The organism is Psychrobacter nivimaris (assembly GCF_904846365.1).
Taxonomy (GTDB): domain Bacteria; phylum Pseudomonadota; class Gammaproteobacteria; order Pseudomonadales; family Moraxellaceae; genus Psychrobacter; species Psychrobacter nivimaris_B.
In genome coordinates this window covers 1-16,711 of sequence record NZ_CAJHAL010000045.1, presented here as the reverse complement: position 1 = coordinate 16,711, position 16,711 = coordinate 1, and the positions used below count along the sequence as shown (strand labels likewise).

Sequence of the window (16,711 nt, the reverse complement as noted above, 5' to 3'; positions counted from 1 at the left end):
CTATTTTCTTAACGGCTTCTGCTTTAAATTCGTCACTGTAGGTTCTTACTTTCTTGGTCATGGTAAACTCCAGTTAATACGCTTAGTTTACCAAGTTTAGTTGTACGGTTTCTTCAGCATAGCTCAAGTTGTATAAGGCATCAGTAGGCTTGGTATAACCCAAGATGCTATGCTGCACGACTTGCTCAACCGCGCTTAATATCGGTGCGGCAGCCTTAAAATCCATGTCCGCCACCCATAGCGCAATTGTGTCATCGCTATAGTGCCACTTGAGTGAGCCGGTATCGCGTCTGTCGATTATTTCATCAAAGTTATATTGCATTGGTACTCTTCTTATTTAGAATAATAATGGTTTGGAACGTCAAAAACACAGCGCAATATGTGCACTATATTATCAATATACGCTACGCTATCTGCTGTAGTAGATTAAGGCGTGTTCGATTTTTTACAAATAATTAAAGTGCTTTTAGACCTTAATTATCCATTTATCGGCTTAAATAACCTTCAAAGATATAAAGTAAACATTATTTCAATAATGATTAAAAATTAATGCTACATTAAGGTTTCGGACTCTATCTATCATAAAGTTATTTGTGCCAGAGTGCGCTGATGTTGCCATGATTATAATCTATCAACATCTACCCAAACTATCTAATAAGCCATCAAGGCTAACAAAAAGGAATGAAGAATGAAAATGGACTTTTTACCGAAATCAGTACTAAAGATTAGTGCGCTCACCTTTGCTATTGCCGCAACTGCTTCTTGCACTGCTATGGCAACAGGAACTGACCATCAAACTGCAAACGCAACTAGCAGCACCGCTATCACTCTTGGCAACGCTGCCACAACTAGCGGCACCAATGATACCGTTGCCATCGGTAGTCAGGCCAATGCAGAATTAAACTCAGCAACTGCCGTTGGCGGTCAAGCTAACGCTGCTGGTCTAGGCTCAACCTCTATCGGTTGGCAATCAAAAGCCACTGCCGAACGTGCGCAAGCTTTTGGTCATCTAGCCAATGCAAGCGGTATACGCTCTACCGCTGTCGGTGAAGCGGCTATGGCAGGTGGCAATAATGATACGGTTGCTGTCGGTAACAAAGCCAATGCAGGTCTAAACTCAGCCACTGCCGTTGGCGGTGAAGCCAATGCTGCAGGTCTAGGCTCAACGTCTATCGGTTGGCAGTCAAAAGCCACCGCTGAACGCGCACAAGCATTTGGTCATCTAGCCAATGCAAGCGGTATGCGCTCTACTGCTGTCGGGGAAGCGGCTATGGCACAAGGCGCAACTTCCGTCGCAGTCGGTAATAAATCTATGGCAGGCGGCATGAACAGTATCGCTATCGGTAACGAGGCGAAAGCATCCAAAGACAACCAAGTCGTGTTAGGTAACGCTGGACAAGTGCAGTCTAGTACCGCAGCACAATCAGGTACGGTCAGAATCGTTACGATCGATGACAACGGCACTTTGGGTACTATGATGGTTGACTACTATAAGTCAGCTAAATAATAGTCTATTAGAACCTAGTTTCTAACGCTGCTGCAGATGTAATTAGCTACACTCAATAAAAAAGACCTCGCGATTGTGAGGTCTTTTTCGGTTGGTATGTTTGGTTTGCTTGATGGTATGTTGAAGTGCTGCGCTAGATTTTGTAGTTATCAAAGTTATTATAAAATTGGAGCTAATCCTGCCATTAGAGATTATCTCATGGCTAAAACGTACCTTAAAACTCATATCATATAGTGACGAATTTTAAATAATCATAAGTGGTTGATTACTACTCTGAATACCTGATAACTCATCAATACTCTTAACTAACTTTGCTGCATTTTCAGCAATAGCTTTTTTAAACTCTGGATAACTTGCAACATGTTGGGGAATGGATAGCTTAAATTTGTGGATACTGCCACCAAAACCATTAAGCAATCCCATATTTAGCGCCAAGTCATCCTCTTCTGTAGGGGCAATATAACCTCCGATATCTGCTTTATACAAAAACAAGTATGACAGGACTTGATTAAGGTCATCTCTATCGATTTTATTATCTTTCATACGCTTATATTTAGCGTCTAAAATAATACGATTGTCTTTCACAAAGTCAGGATAACGACGGACGTTATTACCTGAAAATTTTTGAGCATAGACCTTGATACCACCTTGTCGGTTATTATTAGTGGGATGGTCATATCCGATAGGACGTAGTAGTGTGTTGAGGTACTCCTCCCATAACCACGCTCCATCAAACAAAATGCCGTGAGCCTTATCATCATTGTTAGCGTATTTCAAACCTTCATAACGTAAAATTTGCAGACAGATTTTTTGCAGGCCACTGTATTCCGTAAAGTAAGGATGTACAAAAGGCTTACGGTTAGTATTGATAATAGTATGCCGGTCACGTACATGATATGACGGAGTATGTTGGACAATCAGATTGACGAAATCAAGTGTTTCGCTGTCGCTATGCAACACATCTCTCAGATTGGGTTTTTGTTTGATAAACTCTATGGCGTGACGAATAAGCTGGGAAATTGGATTATCAAAACTATGCTCACGCACACTGTAGGCAACATTGCCTCGAAACGGCAGATTCTGTCGCAGATGGGCTTTGACATCGATAGCCCCTTTGAGACTACTGTCGTTATAGCTTTGCTTTTGATACTCTTTATACAGGCCTTGTGAGAGCGCTTTTTTAAGAAAATGAGGAAATAAATATACTAAAAAATCAAATAGGTTGGTTTGATTTCTACTGTGCTTTAAATCAAACAGGTTAATACACAATACTTTTTGCAGCATATAATGTAGAAAATAATCTTCTTCAATAGCCTCTTCTTGATTGGCTTGGTCATCACTATCTACAACAGATGCCCGAGCAAAACGGGACTGGATTTTCAACTGTGTATCTTTTACACCAATAAAGCCCATGACATTGCCTGTCTCTAAAACGGTCTGAGACTCACTAACATTTAATTCAAAGATTGGCTTACTGGCAATATCATCTTCGTTATCTTCAAAATGTGTGGGGAAAATCAATAAATTGGGGTGTGCGGTCACTAGCTCGCCAATATTTTTACTAGCGAGTAGTGATAAATCATCTATAATTTTATTAACGTTTGGCTCATTAGAGCCTAAAATTAATGAGGTATTATCCGTCGTTACGATCATCATCAAACCCTAACTGTAGATTATAGGCATCTTTTAATCCTTGAATCTGTTGCTCAGCATTAGGATAACCACGCAGATATTCAAAAAGTAGCGACTCTAAATGATATGTCCATAACTTATCAAAATCGCCATCATAGTTGGCAAGCTTTAGGAAGTAAGATGGGCCAACGTGATAAGCCGAATTCAATCCTTGCACAGATTCGATAGCCTTGTTTAAATCCATTAGGCGTTGTTTAGCTTCCTCTGCCCAATCATCAATTTGACCTTCCCACATAGATAGTCGATCTGCTGATTTTATTTCTTTCCATGCGAAACGGCGGCGCATAGCAAAATCAAAAGACTCAACACTGCGATCGATATCATTCATAGTGCCGATGATATAGACGTTATCTGGTATATAAAAACCTTCTTTAAATACATCTTCATCTGTTTGCAAATTGGCATACTGAGTAGTGACTCTACCACTCTCCCCTCGATAGCCAGGGTCAATAGAGAAGAACAGCTCACCCAATACTTTAGAGATTTCAGCACGATTAATCTCATCCAAGATAATAATGAATTTTTTGCTTTTATCGCCCGTATCAGACATTCTGAGGTCATAACTTTCTTCGATATAATCGCATACTGAAGTTAAATACGGTTTCCAGCGTAATGATTTACCTGTTTCTAAATAATTTTGTATTAAAGGCTTGGTTAAAGTGATTTGCCGCTGTGTTTCGCTCGAAAGAACTGCTGTGATATTTTCGCGTGAATTGACAATAATACTAAATGGACTTTCGCGACTTGGCGTTGTCAGGTCTGTAGAGCTTTCGGATATATCATCTATAAACCTTTGGTAAACTTCTTCAAAATTACTTAACTGTTGATTATTCTGATATTTTAGGGCTTCTTTACAGAACTTCTTAAAGCTTCCATCTCGTAGCTCAAAACCAACTTCTCCGTTTACATTTTGAATAGGACGTAAGCCTTCTACAAAGTCAGTATAGTCATAAGATGGATGAAACTGAATGAGTTCATATTTTGCACCCCATTCCTCAGCCAACGTTTTAGCTAAATAGGTTTTACCTGTTCCTGGTGCACCTGTAAGTATAAGATTTTTATTAGCAAGTAATAGCTCGCTAATTTCTTTAAGTAGCGGGTGAGTTATTGACTGCTGTGTTTTTTGAGTGGCTATTTTTCCGTTCAAATTTAGCTTGTTGGCAAACTCAAAAACGTTTTTATATGCGTTAAACAAATCTCCCTTCAAGTCACTTATGATGCTGTAATAGTCAATTAAAGACAATTGCTGTGCATCGTCTAATTCTATAATTCGACCGAATAAGTAGTGCTCATCTTCAACAGGATTTTGGAAGTCAGCATCGCTTGTACTCAATGCAAAATTTCTATCGGTAAGCTTTGTTATTTCATCACTGTTTTTCAAAGCTATAAAAGCATCCATATAAGGTTTGATATATTCTATCGGTGTCTTTTCATCTTTAAATCTGACGTACAGCGTATTAAATCCCAGTCCATAACCAATCTTATTGTTTGATAAGTAAATATGATACTGAACTTCGGTGCCTGCTCCTTCATTGATCGCCCATTGTCTATCTTCACTATCATATTTAAACAATAATTGTGAGTTAGTGATCTTTTGATTACCTACCAGCTCTTTTCTAGCTATGAGAAAGTCTTTTTTAAAACTACCAATGTCTTTGTTTATAAGACTGACTAAATGACCAATACTATCTATTTTGATAGCATTGGCATTGATATAGTCGAGTTCCATCATTGCTTCAACTAACTCATTTCGTAGTGTCCATTCAAACAAGTTACCCGCTACCTTCTTACCGAGCATTGTAACTAGCCAGTAGGTCTTATCACCCTCCTCAGTAGTTATTTCAAACCTATTTAAATGCTCTTGAACAGCCCTACTAAACCCAGTGATAAACCCACTGATTGAGAAAGGAGAGGTATTATATTTCTCAGCTAAATATTTACAGGTCGCCTTGTGCTCAGGTTCTAAAAAGAAGATGCTCAGCACATATTTATAGTTATTGGTCATAAAATTATCGTTAGATAATATCTCTAACCATTCATACTTAGTGACTTGCGATTTAGAATTATAATCATCACTTCTAACGACGACCTGCTCCATATTTATTCCTATAAATTAATAATTTTTTAGTATTTTTCCTAAAACTAACGCCCCTTAAACTCCGCCTCACGTCTCTCAACCATCGCCATCACACCTTCTTTGGCATCTTCTGAATGAAAGAGCGGCGGTAGATAGCTATGGATATTGGCCAATGCCGTTGCTGCACCATTTCGACTGGCATCTTGTGCTGACGACAATGCGCCTCTCACACCCAAAGGGGCGGCTTTACAGACCTCTTGGGCTAGCGTCAATGCACGATCGTATTCAGAACCATTTGCTACCACTTCGCTGACCAAATTCAGCCTATCGGCCGTTTGCGCATCGAATGCTTTACCAGTGAGTAGATACGGCATGGCTTTTTGCCAGCCAGCAGCGGCGACAAAGCGTACCGTTGCGCCACCAAATGGCATAATGCCGCGCTGGACTTCCATTTGTGCAAAGTTACAGTTATCACTAGCGATGACCACGTCGCTATTTAGCATCAGCTCGATAGCCACAGTGAAGCAAGTACCTTTTACCGCGACGACCACTGGTTTGGTGCGCAGTTTTCCACTGATACCCCATGGGTCGATTTGATCATCATTAAACTCAAACACGCCATCGTTTAGCTTGTCTTGCAGCTCTACCAAATCTAGCCCAGCAGTGAAGTGATCACCATGGGCAAATATCAGCGCACAGCGTAAGTTATCGTCCGCCTCGTAGCGAGTCATGGCGTCAGACAGTTGGGCAATCATATGACTGTCAAAGGCGTTGCGTTTATTGGCACGGTTTAGCCCGACAAGGCAAACATGGCCTTGGGTGTTATAAGTGATGCGGTTTTCTGTGGCGTTACTATCCGTAGTCATGGTTCCATCCTTGTTAAAGTAATTATTGGAATATAATGAGTGGTTATATAGTCGAATCTCGATACTTTATCGGTAGAGATTGAGTCATAAGTCACCTTTAATATAGACACCCTCGTTCTATAACACAAGCCATAGAGATGACTCGCATAGTGCAAAAATCGATAAAAGTTGACCTCATTTACGATAAGTGCAACTATGTTGCAGGTCTAAATATGGTTCAGAGTATTTTATGGAATTTTGGCACGGTTTTTTGCTTATCACTAGCGTACATCTATTGGCTGCGGCCTCACCTGGCCCTGATTTTGTCTTAGTCTCGCAGCAGACATTAGCAAAAGGTCGACGCACAGGTTTGATTTGTAGTCTCGGTATTACCTTAGGTCTTGCCGTCCATATTATCTATTCTGTCTTAGGACTGGCGACTGTCATTGCTCATTCACAGCCATTATTGACTACTATCAAATGGTTGGGTGGCGGCTATCTGATTTATTTAGGTTGGCAAGGTATCCAAGCCAAGCCTAAAAAACCAGCAGATTTAGAAACAGCTCATCTTTTAGAAAAAACACATGCTTTAGAAAAAGCAGATTCACAAGTAGGTTCAAGCACTCACACTTCGCAAGATGCGCTTACTAGCCAGACCCCACCTACAACCAAAGAAACCACTATCGAAAAATCATCTAGCAATAGCGAATCTACCTTTGCTACGTTGCGTCGCGGATTCCTTTGTAATGTCTTTAATCCAAAAGCGCCTGTCTATTTTGTAGCTATCTTTACTCTTGTATTGTCGCCTGACATACCGCTTTGGCAATTGGCTATCTATGGCGTATGGATGATGGTGTTGCAGATGGCATGGTTTAGTACGGTCGTCATGCTACTCTCTATCCCTGCGGTACATCGACGCTTCCAAAGATTTGAGCATTGGATCGACCGTGTATTGGGTACTGCGATGATCGTATTAGGGCTTAACTTGATATTACGTCACCGATAAGCGACCGATAAAGCGCGGATAAACAATTAGCAACCTGCGAAATCTGCTACACTGGTTACTTATATCCATATATCGTAGCCTGACATTATGACAAGTAAGCCCATGACCCGTAACCCTGCAAATAGTAAACACAGAAATAGATCTCCTGCGACCGCGAAAAAACTCGGTCAGCTGCACCCACGCAACCCGCACCAAGGTCGTTATGACTTTGCAGTACTGACTCGCGCCTTACCAGAGCTTGCTGACCACACCATTACCAACCCTAAAGGTGAGTCGACGATTAACTTCTCGGATCATCAGGCTGTTCGCGTGCTAAATAAAGCACTGTTGGCGAACTATTACGGGGTTAAATTTTGGGACATTCCTGAAGGTTATCTATGTCCGCCTATTCCTGGACGTGCCGATTATATTCACTATATCGCGGATTTACTGGCGCAAACCACTCACGTAAACGCCGATAACACACCGCCAACGGGTAAAGAAATTCACGCCCTTGATATCGGTACTGGTGCCAGTGCTATCTACCCTATCGTTGGTAGTCAAAGCTATGGCTGGCGCTTTACAGCAAGTGACATTGACCCTATCTCAGTCAACACCGCAGCGCTGATTTGTGAAGCTAATCCAAAACTAAAGAGTGCGGTCAAAGTAAAGCTGCAGCCTGAGCCTAAGTTTATCTTTAAAAACATCATTGGTCGTCAAGATTATTTTGATGTCGTGGTTTGTAACCCTCCGTTTCATGCTTCATTAGAAGAAGCGATGGAAGCCAATAGCCGTAAGCAGCATAATTTGCAGCGCCATCGTGGTAAAAATGAAAGCGAGCAAATCAGCCGTAGCTCAACCAAATCAGGCAACGCTGCGCAAAACCTGAACTTTGGCGGTCAGCACAAAGAGCTATGGAGTGAAGGTGGCGAAATTGCGTTCTTGACCAAAATGGCAAAAGAAAGCCAGAGCTTTGCAGAACACGTTGGTTGGTTCACAACCTTAGTATCAAAATCTGAAAACGTTAAGCCATTGCAATTGTTATTAAAGCAGCTAAACGTCGCTCAAATGCGTATCATCGAGATGAGCCAAGGTCAGAAAAGCACTCGCGTACTAGCTTGGCGCTTTGACACTGACGAAGAGTAATCATCAAGCAAAATTACTAACTCGAGTTTCACGTGAAACAAAAAAGCACCACTTTGATATTCAAAGCGGTGCTTTTGTATAAATACTCAGTAAGAATCTAAATAAATTAGCTAAAAAACATCACTTTTAGACCAATTGCAATAAGCACGATACCGCCCAATGCTTCAGCTTTATCCTCTAGCCATGTGCCTGAGCGACGTCCCAAATAGACCCCGATCCAGCCAAATATAGCAGTTACTACAGCGATAATTAAGCAAGCTAACCACGCATTCAGTGCCAATAAATTCAGCGTAAACCCTGCCGCCATTGCATCAATACTAGTTGCAACCGCTAACGTAAACATAGTGCGGTGATTGATATGTCCATGCTTACTCGTGGCTGTTACTGTATCACCATCAGTGTTAATAGCATCATCATTGACGTCCAGATCATCACTGTCAGTATCTGACTCATCAGCAGTAAACACTTCATAAAGCATTTTCCCACCTAGAGCAATCAATATAGTACCGCCAATCCAAGGTGCAGCAGCGGCCAGCCAACCCAACATTGCCGCACCTAATAAGTATCCAATAAGAGGCATTATCCCCTGAGCGATACCAAAGTAAAGCGCAGCATAAATAGCCAAGCGCAGTACATATTGATGACTATATTTTTGAGCCTTAGCACCCAACCCTATCGACACTGCAAACGCATCCATCGCTAAAGCAATAGCGAGTAAAATTACTTCAACCATTTGATTCCCACAAATTATAATTATTAAATAATAGCAACGTTAAAAAATGAGTTTCACGTGAAACAAAAATACCGCCTTGAATATTAAAGCGGTATTTTTATAAATTGTCAGTAACCAATTTTAAATTTAGATATCTAAGTTCGATACTGTTAGCGCATTCTCTTCAATAAAGATACGACGCGGCTCAACGTGATCACCCATTAAACAGGTAAACATATGGTCAGCAGCGATAGCATCTTCGATCGTAACGCGTAGCATACGACGGTTTTCAGGATCCATCGTTGTATCCCACAGCTGGTCGGCGTTCATCTCACCTAGCCCTTTGTAACGCTGGATAGCTAAACCACGACGCGCATCCAGCATCATTTGTTGCCATAGGTAATCGAAGTCGCGTACTGGGATGTCTTTAGTCGTCCCCGCAGACGCTTCACGGCGGATAAAGGCATCGCTCTCAAGCAACGTATTCCATTCGCTTGATAAACGTAGCAACTTGCTATACTCACCCGAGTTGATAAAGCTAGCATCTAGCAGATAATGGTGTGCCAGTTGATGCACGTATACTGTGACGCGTGGTAGCCACTGTGCCTTGGTAGATAAAGCCTCACTATCTGAAGCTTCGCCTTCTTCAGTTCCTACTACTGGCGTCATACCCAATAAATCTGCTGCGGCTGCATCCATATTCTTTGGCTGCGGCGCATGGATATTAACCAATTCAATCTCAGGATTTAGATCGCTACCGAAGTGATCAAGCTTAGTCTGCATCGCTGTTTTCCAATCCTGCATGGCAGACTCATCATAAGTCATGTCAGTGCTAAGTTTTGGCGTATGCGTCAATGCGTCCAAAATTACCGCTGGGAAGCGAATCTGCAAACGCGCTTTGATCAACTGCGTTTGGTTATAGTCATTGAGTAATGTCTCAAGCGCTTGACCAGTAATCGCAGGCGCATCAGCACTGATATGCAGCTTAGTATTGTCAATTGTTGAAGACAATAGATACGCTTTAAGCGCTTCGTCATCTTTTAGGTATAACTCTTGACGACCTTTTTTCACTTTGTATAGCGGTGGCTGAGCAATATATACATAACCACGCTCGATCAACTCAGGTGTTTGACGGAAGAAGAACGTCAATAGCAACGTACGAATGTGCGATCCATCAACATCGGCATCGGTCATGATGATGATTTTGTGATAGCGTACTTTATCAGGGTTATATTCATCAGGACCAATACCGCAACCAAGCGCGGTAATCAAGTTACCTACCTCAGCAGATGATAGCATCTTATCAAAACGAGCACGCTCGACGTTCAGAATCTTACCTTTTAGTGGCAAGATTGCTTGTGTTTTACGACTACGACCTTGTTTAGCTGAGCCACCTGCAGAGTCACCCTCCACAATGTATAGTTCAGATAATACTGGATCTTTTTCTTGGCAATCAGCCAACTTACCAGGCAGACCTGCAATATCCAAAGTGGTCTTGCGACGTGTCATTTCACGTGCTTTACGAGCCGCATCACGTGCACGCGCTGCTTCCATAATTTTATTAGCAATGGCTTTACCAGCACTTGGATTTTCTAATAGATAATCGTTAAATTTATCGTGCATCGCAGATTCGACAGCAGATTTTACTTCGCTTGATACTAGCTTATCTTTCGTCTGGCTTGAGAACTTTGGATCTGGTACTTTAACAGAGACGATTGCAGTCAACCCTTCACGAGCGTCATCACCAGTTGCAGCTACTTTTTCCTTCTTAAACAAGTTCTCGCGATCCATATAGCTATTTAAGCCACGTGTCAGTGCTGATCTGAAACCTGATAAGTGAGTACCGCCATCTTTTTGCGGAATATTGTTAGTGAAGCACAATACTTTTTCGTTATACGTATCTGTCCACTGTAGCGCGACTTCTACGCTAATACCATCATCTTGCTGACTGGTAAAATGAAAGACTTCATTGATACCGTCTTTACCAGCATTAATGTAGCTAACAAACTCTAGCAAGCCACCTTTATGCTCAAACTCGTGACGCTTATCAATACGCTCATCAGTCAAAACAATACGCACACCAGAGTTCAAAAATGATAGCTCACGTAAGCGTTTTGCTAAGATATCGTACTCAAAGATCGTACCGGTAAACACATCACTACTAGGATAAAAGCGGATTTGGGTACCTGTCTGATCGGTTGCTTCCATCTGTTGGATATCGCTATCAGGTACGCCATCAGTATAAGTCTGATGGTAGTGATAGCCTTCGCGCCAGATATTCATCTCAAGTTTTTGAGACAGAGCGTTAACTACTGATACCCCCACACCGTGCAAGCCACCTGACACTTTATAGCTATTGTCATCGAACTTACCACCTGCATGCAAGACCGTCATAATAACCTGCGCCGCTGATACACCCTCTTCTGGATGAATATCAACAGGCACACCGCGACCGTTATCCATCACACTGACAGATTCATCTTCGTGAATAACGATATCAATCTGATCACAGTGACCAGCAAGCGCCTCATCGATAGAGTTATCCACTACCTCAAAGACCATATGATGCAAGCCTGTGCCATCATCGGTATCGCCGATATACATACCAGGACGCACACGTACGGCCTCTAACCCACGCAATACGCGAATATCTTTAGAACTATAATCAGAAGGCAATATTTCTGAAACTACAGTAGGCACGGTGGCTTCAGTAGCACTGTCGTCTATCAATTGCTCGTGGTCAATAGGTAATGAATCACTCATGTACATTCCTTAATCTAGCCATAATCAGCCATTTACGATTAGCGCACTTATAAAAAGTCCGCTACATAGTAGCATCTTAAAATTAACGTCTATTATTCATAATCTAGAGTGCATATGAGCAGCTAAACCACTAACCACCGTTAGCCTCAAAAAAGGCTGCACAGAGATAAAATTAGTAAATTACTTATTAGTAATAGTCTTTGTTTTTCTAGCCATTGTTAAAACTATTGAAATAAATAAAATACATAATTATCAAATACTTATAGATAATTGAAAAATAGAAATCTTTTCTATGATGCTATCAAATAAATTGCTGAGCACAGGACGAAAATAAAGGGTTATTTTAACATTTTTTTGCTTCTAAGTCACTGTTTACTGAGAGTTTTACGGTCAGTGGAAGGTTGTCTTAACTTAGTAACGGTTAGGACAAATAGTAGTCGCTAGTGTACTGATTAATGAGAGGTGAAAGTAGATAGGTAATCATAAAAAGTATAAGCAGAAGAATGAAATATTAGTTAGTAACTAAGATTTTTCCTTGTTTCACGTGAAACGTATTTGGTTGTGACCAAAGTTCATTAACTAAAGGTAAAATATCATCTGTCAGACTGGTCATGAATACTTGGCAAGGGAGTTTAGCTAGGGTCGATAGCAGTATTCCTATAGCTCTATCATCCAATTCTGCAGTGATATCATCTAAGAGCACAACAGGTGTCGCTCTCGATGATAAATCATCCTTGATTGAGTCACTGCGCTCTCCATCGTTTAGCAACAGTGGTAGTTGCGATAAGCGCAGTGCAGTAATGAGCAGTTTCTTTTCACCGCGAGACAATACGTTTGCTGCCTGCTCTTTTAAAGTCGGTAATTTGGTTTGAACACCATGTGCTGAATCCGCTTTTCTGGCATCTGTCGTTTGATCGTTTACAGACTCATTAGAATGCCAATGCACATGAATATCAGCACGATGATTGCCTATACGAGTATACCCCAATTGCAAATCCTGCTCTAACCGCTCATTAAGCTGCACATCTAGCGCGACACTGGTGTCATAACCAGCGTTATAGCTCAGGCTCAGTTGCTCAGCGTAAGAAGGCAATAGCTGTACGATACTCTTGGCAAAATAAGGCTGCCATTCAGTAAATACTTGCTCGCGATAATGATGAATCAAAGCAGCATGGTTACTCAACCCTTTATCCCATGATTTCAGCTCAGAAAGCTGTACTTGTGTTAAATGACGAGTGCTCTTTAGCAAGCTATTGCGCTGTTTCAGTAGGCGTTGATAAGCCATCCATTGTGGATGAAACCCTTGTTTCATGTGAAACACTAACCAATCTAGCAGCTGTCGACGGCTCGCACTTCCCTGCTCCAACATATCCATTGTCGATGGATCTATCAGCAACGTGGGTAGCTGCTCTGTTAAAACACTTTGGTTGTAAACAGTGGTTTGATTGAGGCGTAAGATGGTCGTAGCATCTGCTTGCTTTTGAATAGCTAAAGTACGACTATCATTGAGCTTAGCATGAACAGTTGTATTATTCTGATGATGCTGGATATAACGTTTGGGCTGGTAATGGCGAAAACTCTTACCTCTTGATAACAAGAATATTGCTTCGAGCAACGAGGTTTTACCACTACCATTTGCACCGATAATGATGTTGCAAGCAGCAGGCTCTAAACTAATTTGAGTAAGGTTTCTAAGATGGGATATTTGTAGACGTTCAATCATGGTATCGATAGCCGCCCATTAAAGCCTGCTAATCTAACAAGCAAAAGTTCATTAAAAATCAATATTTAGTACTAAAAACAAAGCTCTTTAAAACGTACTATTTCTATTCAATTTTTTTGTTTCTAAAGAAAAACGCATTATATACGCATTGGCATAATGACATACTGATGGAACTCATCATTGAGTTGATTGACCAATACAGAGGCATTCGATTGGCTCATATGCATTTGTAAATCGCCTTGGATGACACCTAATACATCTTGCAGATAAGCAGCATTAAACGACAGCTCCATCGGCTCGCCTTGATACTTAGCTTGTATCATCTCGACTGCTTCATCCTGCTCAGCATTATTAGCACGTACTTCGACCATGCCATCGCTAGCAAAATTAAAGACCACACCACGAGATTTCTCATTACTCAAAATGGCAACGCGGCGTAATACATCGGTCATTTTTTCTTGACTGAATAAAGCCAATTTATCAGTATTGCTCGGCATCACACGGCGATAATCAGGGAACTTGCCATCAATCAAACGCGCGGTAAATGTCACCATTAGATCTTGACTAACCTGCCCTGCACTATCTACATCACCAAATGGCAAACTTACTTGTAAAAACTCTCGGCCAAAACTTAGGGTAACTGCGTTGTCCTGATCACCCAGCATTTTACCAAGCTCAGAAGCTAAACGCTCAAGTTCGATCACTGCCTTACGTGGCAAGATAGCTTGCATATTGATATCTGCACTTACATTGATCACACTACGGGCTAATGCCAGTCTATGACCATCTGTTGCTACCGTTGTCAGTTGCTGCTGTGAAACATCAAACAACATACCTGTTAAATAATAGCGTACATCTTGAATTGCCATCGCAAACTGCGTTTTATGAATCAAATCTGTCAGACGATTACGGCTAATGGTCAGAGGTGTGATATTTTCAGGGTTACCCAAGCTAGGATAGTCTTCGCTTGGTAGTGTCCCTAATGTAAAACGACTCTTACCACTAGTTAACAAGCAACGCTCATTTACCTGAGTTGCTAGATTAACTTGCGCCTGCGCTGGTAGCGATTTACAAATATCTTTTAGCTTGGTTGCAGGAAGCGTCGTTGTACCTGGTTCAACACAAGCACCAGCAGGCAATTTCAATGTCGATGTCAGCTCTACCTCTAAATCTGACGCTGTTAAGATAAGCTCAGAGTCTGATAACTGTAGCTTGATATTACCCAATATAACCATATTGTGGCGTTTATCAGCGGCTTTAGCGATCAAGTTGATAGCTTTTAGTAACGATTCTCGATTGATCGATAATTGCATGCTTAGTTACTCTTATTTGAATGATTCTTTTATAAAAATTTGTCGTAATGACTCAATAATACCTTGTCTGCTGACGATAATCTACAGAGCATCTGTGCACTTGTATTTTCAATATTATAAACCATCTGTATCCACTAGAATACAACGATATCTGTCGCTTCTATCCTGCCTGTAACATTAGAGCTAGGGTTTTATAATCCTTATCAAATGCAGGATCTGCTGCTCTTAACTCATTTACTTTATCGCAAGCATGCATCACCGTCGTATGGTCGCGTCCACCGAATGACTGACCAATTTCAGGGAAGCTATCGCCTGTTAATTCACGCGACAAAGCCATCGCTATTTGACGTGGTCTTGCAATACTACGCGTACGTTTGCGCCCCATAATATCTTTGACCGTGACATCATAGTACTCAGCAACTATCTTACGGATGTTATCCATATTCACTGCTTGCACACGCATCGCAACGATGTCTTTAAGCGCATATTGCACCATTTCAAGAGTAATCTGTGCCCCTGTTAAGTTAGCATTGGCAAACACCTGATTTAGGGCACCTTCTAAACGTCTGACATTAGACACCACATTTTGCGCAATGAATAGCGCACATTCCTTTGGTAACACCATTCCGTAGGAGGCTGCTTTTTTCTGCAGAATTTGTACTCGAGTATCAATCTCAGGAGGATCAACAGCGACTGTTAATCCCCAAGAAAACCGTGATCTAAATCGTTCATCAAATTCCGTCATTTGGGAAGGATGTCGATCAGAGGCTAAAATCAACTGTTTATCACCACTAGTAAAATCTGCAAATAATGTTAGAAACTCATTACTGCTTTTAGTCTTTCCTGCCAATACATGAATATCATCTACAATTAATAAATCTACTTTTTTTATTTTCTTTTTAAAATCTTCTATTTTATTATTTCTTAATGAATAAACTAATTGATTAATAAATTTTTCAGAAGTGAAATAATAAAAACTTTGATTATTTTTTAAATAGCGATGAGCTACAGAATGCATTAAATGCGTTTTTCCCAATCCAGAAGGGCCGTATATAAATAAGGGATTGTGACGATTTTTTGATTGGCGCTTACTAAGCTCATAACAAGCCTTGTAAGCCAAGTTATTGGACTTACCTGTAACAAAGGTTTCAAAAGTAAATTCGGGGTTCAGATAGCTTAATGATTTTGTATCAGCAGACTCAATTGGCTCATTATGACGCATGTTCGCATCTATATCTGCTTTGGCGTTGTTATGATGAATAGATTCAAATTTATGTTCGGATGGGGTAGGGGAGACCTCGTCTTCTACAAACAAAGAACCTGATTGACTGTTATCTTCTACATTGCGGCCAGCATTATCAACACGTACGACGACCTCTTCAATACTACCTTGGCTGTGTTTGGTCACCAATTGATGAATATCTTGAAGATGATTCTTCTTGATATACGTCACAAAATAATCGTTGGGAGCAAGAATAATCAAAGTTTGCGCTTCTTGATGAGCTGATAGAGGTCTCAGCCACATAGTAAACACGTTGTCTTTGACGTTATAACGCAAATCGTTTAGACATTTATCCCAAATATTTGCTGTGTCTATCATGAAAAGTACTGACCTTGTAATCTGAAATAATAGTTATTTTTTAGCAATATAACTTGCTATCTAAGCCTCGATATTACACGTAACAACTAACCAAAGAGTTCGTACTAACACCCTATACGAAGGTATATATCAAGTAGCGCCTAATTTAACACAGATACCCTGTGGATAAAACCTTGTTTTTTGTGGATAAGACTGTGGACAATTTTGTGTATAACTTTCATGAGCTAGTTATCCATATTTAACCCACAGTTTATCCACAGGCTTACCCATAGCCTAGTAAATTGATAATAAAAAGGAAACCAGACTTAACCACAGATAATCATGGTCCCAATAATAACAATACTATAT

The 16,711-nt window shown here is 40.8% G+C and carries 12 protein-coding genes; 3 read left to right on the top strand and 9 right to left on the bottom strand.

Annotated features, from left to right (window positions below):
- Positions 1–82 precede the first annotated feature (82 nt).
- Positions 83–322: a hypothetical protein gene (locus JMX63_RS13470; protein WP_227673341.1), complete on the bottom strand. Its 240-nt coding sequence runs from the start codon at positions 320–322 to the stop codon at positions 83–85.
- A gap of 366 nt (positions 323–688) precedes the next feature.
- Here JMX63_RS13470 and JMX63_RS13465 point away from each other — a divergent pair, with 366 nt between their 5' ends.
- Positions 689–1,507 (top strand): hypothetical protein, encoded by an 819-nt coding sequence (locus tag JMX63_RS13465; RefSeq protein ID WP_201572939.1) that lies wholly within the window; start codon positions 689–691, stop codon positions 1,505–1,507.
- A gap of 243 nt (positions 1,508–1,750) precedes the next feature.
- On the opposite strand, the gene JMX63_RS13460 is transcribed toward JMX63_RS13465, so the two are convergent.
- The 3 genes from JMX63_RS13460 to JMX63_RS13450 are packed head-to-tail and all read right to left on the bottom strand — an operon-like array spanning position 1,751 to position 6,142.
- Positions 1,751–3,163 (bottom strand): McrC family protein, encoded by a 1,413-nt coding sequence (locus JMX63_RS13460; protein WP_227673342.1) that lies wholly within the window; start codon positions 3,161–3,163, stop codon positions 1,751–1,753.
- Positions 3,141–5,297 (bottom strand): McrB family protein, encoded by a 2,157-nt coding sequence (locus JMX63_RS13455; RefSeq protein WP_198551521.1) that lies wholly within the window; start codon positions 5,295–5,297, stop codon positions 3,141–3,143. Before JMX63_RS13455 ends, JMX63_RS13460 begins: the two co-directional genes overlap by 23 nt.
- Positions 5,298–5,341: 44 nt before the next feature.
- The gene (locus JMX63_RS13450) at positions 5,342–6,142 is read right to left on the bottom strand and encodes a crotonase/enoyl-CoA hydratase family protein (protein ID WP_101204772.1); all 801 of its coding nucleotides are present in this window, start codon (positions 6,140–6,142) and stop codon (positions 5,342–5,344) included.
- A 229-nt stretch (positions 6,143–6,371) separates the two neighbouring features.
- Here JMX63_RS13450 and JMX63_RS13445 point away from each other — a divergent pair, with 229 nt between their 5' ends.
- Both JMX63_RS13445 and rlmF read left to right on the top strand, forming a co-directional pair.
- Positions 6,372–7,127: a LysE family translocator gene (locus tag JMX63_RS13445; protein WP_201572935.1), complete on the top strand. Its 756-nt coding sequence runs from the start codon at positions 6,372–6,374 to the stop codon at positions 7,125–7,127.
- 87 nt (positions 7,128–7,214) lie between these two features.
- Positions 7,215–8,252 carry a 23S rRNA (adenine(1618)-N(6))-methyltransferase RlmF gene (gene rlmF, locus JMX63_RS13440; protein WP_134292782.1) on the top strand — a complete coding sequence of 346 codons (1,038 nt, stop codon included), beginning with the start codon at positions 7,215–7,217 and terminating at the stop codon, positions 8,250–8,252.
- Positions 8,253–8,358: 106 nt separating this feature from the next.
- On the opposite strand, the gene JMX63_RS13435 is transcribed toward rlmF, so the two are convergent.
- From JMX63_RS13435 to dnaA, 5 genes are all read right to left on the bottom strand, one after another.
- Positions 8,359–8,985: a manganese efflux pump MntP gene (locus JMX63_RS13435; protein WP_201572933.1), complete on the bottom strand. Its 627-nt coding sequence runs from the start codon at positions 8,983–8,985 to the stop codon at positions 8,359–8,361.
- Positions 8,986–9,111: 126 nt separating this feature from the next.
- Positions 9,112–11,727, bottom strand: a complete 2,616-nt coding sequence (gene gyrB / locus JMX63_RS13430; RefSeq protein WP_201572931.1) for a DNA topoisomerase (ATP-hydrolyzing) subunit B — start codon at positions 11,725–11,727, stop codon at positions 9,112–9,114.
- Positions 11,728–12,238: 511 nt separating this feature from the next.
- Complete coding sequence (recF, locus tag JMX63_RS13425) at positions 12,239–13,450, bottom strand: DNA replication/repair protein RecF (protein ID WP_201572929.1); 1,212 nt, start codon at positions 13,448–13,450, stop codon at positions 12,239–12,241.
- 137 nt (positions 13,451–13,587) lie between these two features.
- Complete coding sequence (gene dnaN, locus JMX63_RS13420) at positions 13,588–14,763, bottom strand: DNA polymerase III subunit beta (protein WP_134292778.1); 1,176 nt, start codon at positions 14,761–14,763, stop codon at positions 13,588–13,590.
- Between the two features lie 160 nt (positions 14,764–14,923).
- Positions 14,924–16,363 (bottom strand): chromosomal replication initiator protein DnaA, encoded by a 1,440-nt coding sequence (gene dnaA, locus JMX63_RS13415; protein ID WP_134292777.1) that lies wholly within the window; start codon positions 16,361–16,363, stop codon positions 14,924–14,926.
- Positions 16,364–16,711: the final 348 nt, after the last annotated feature.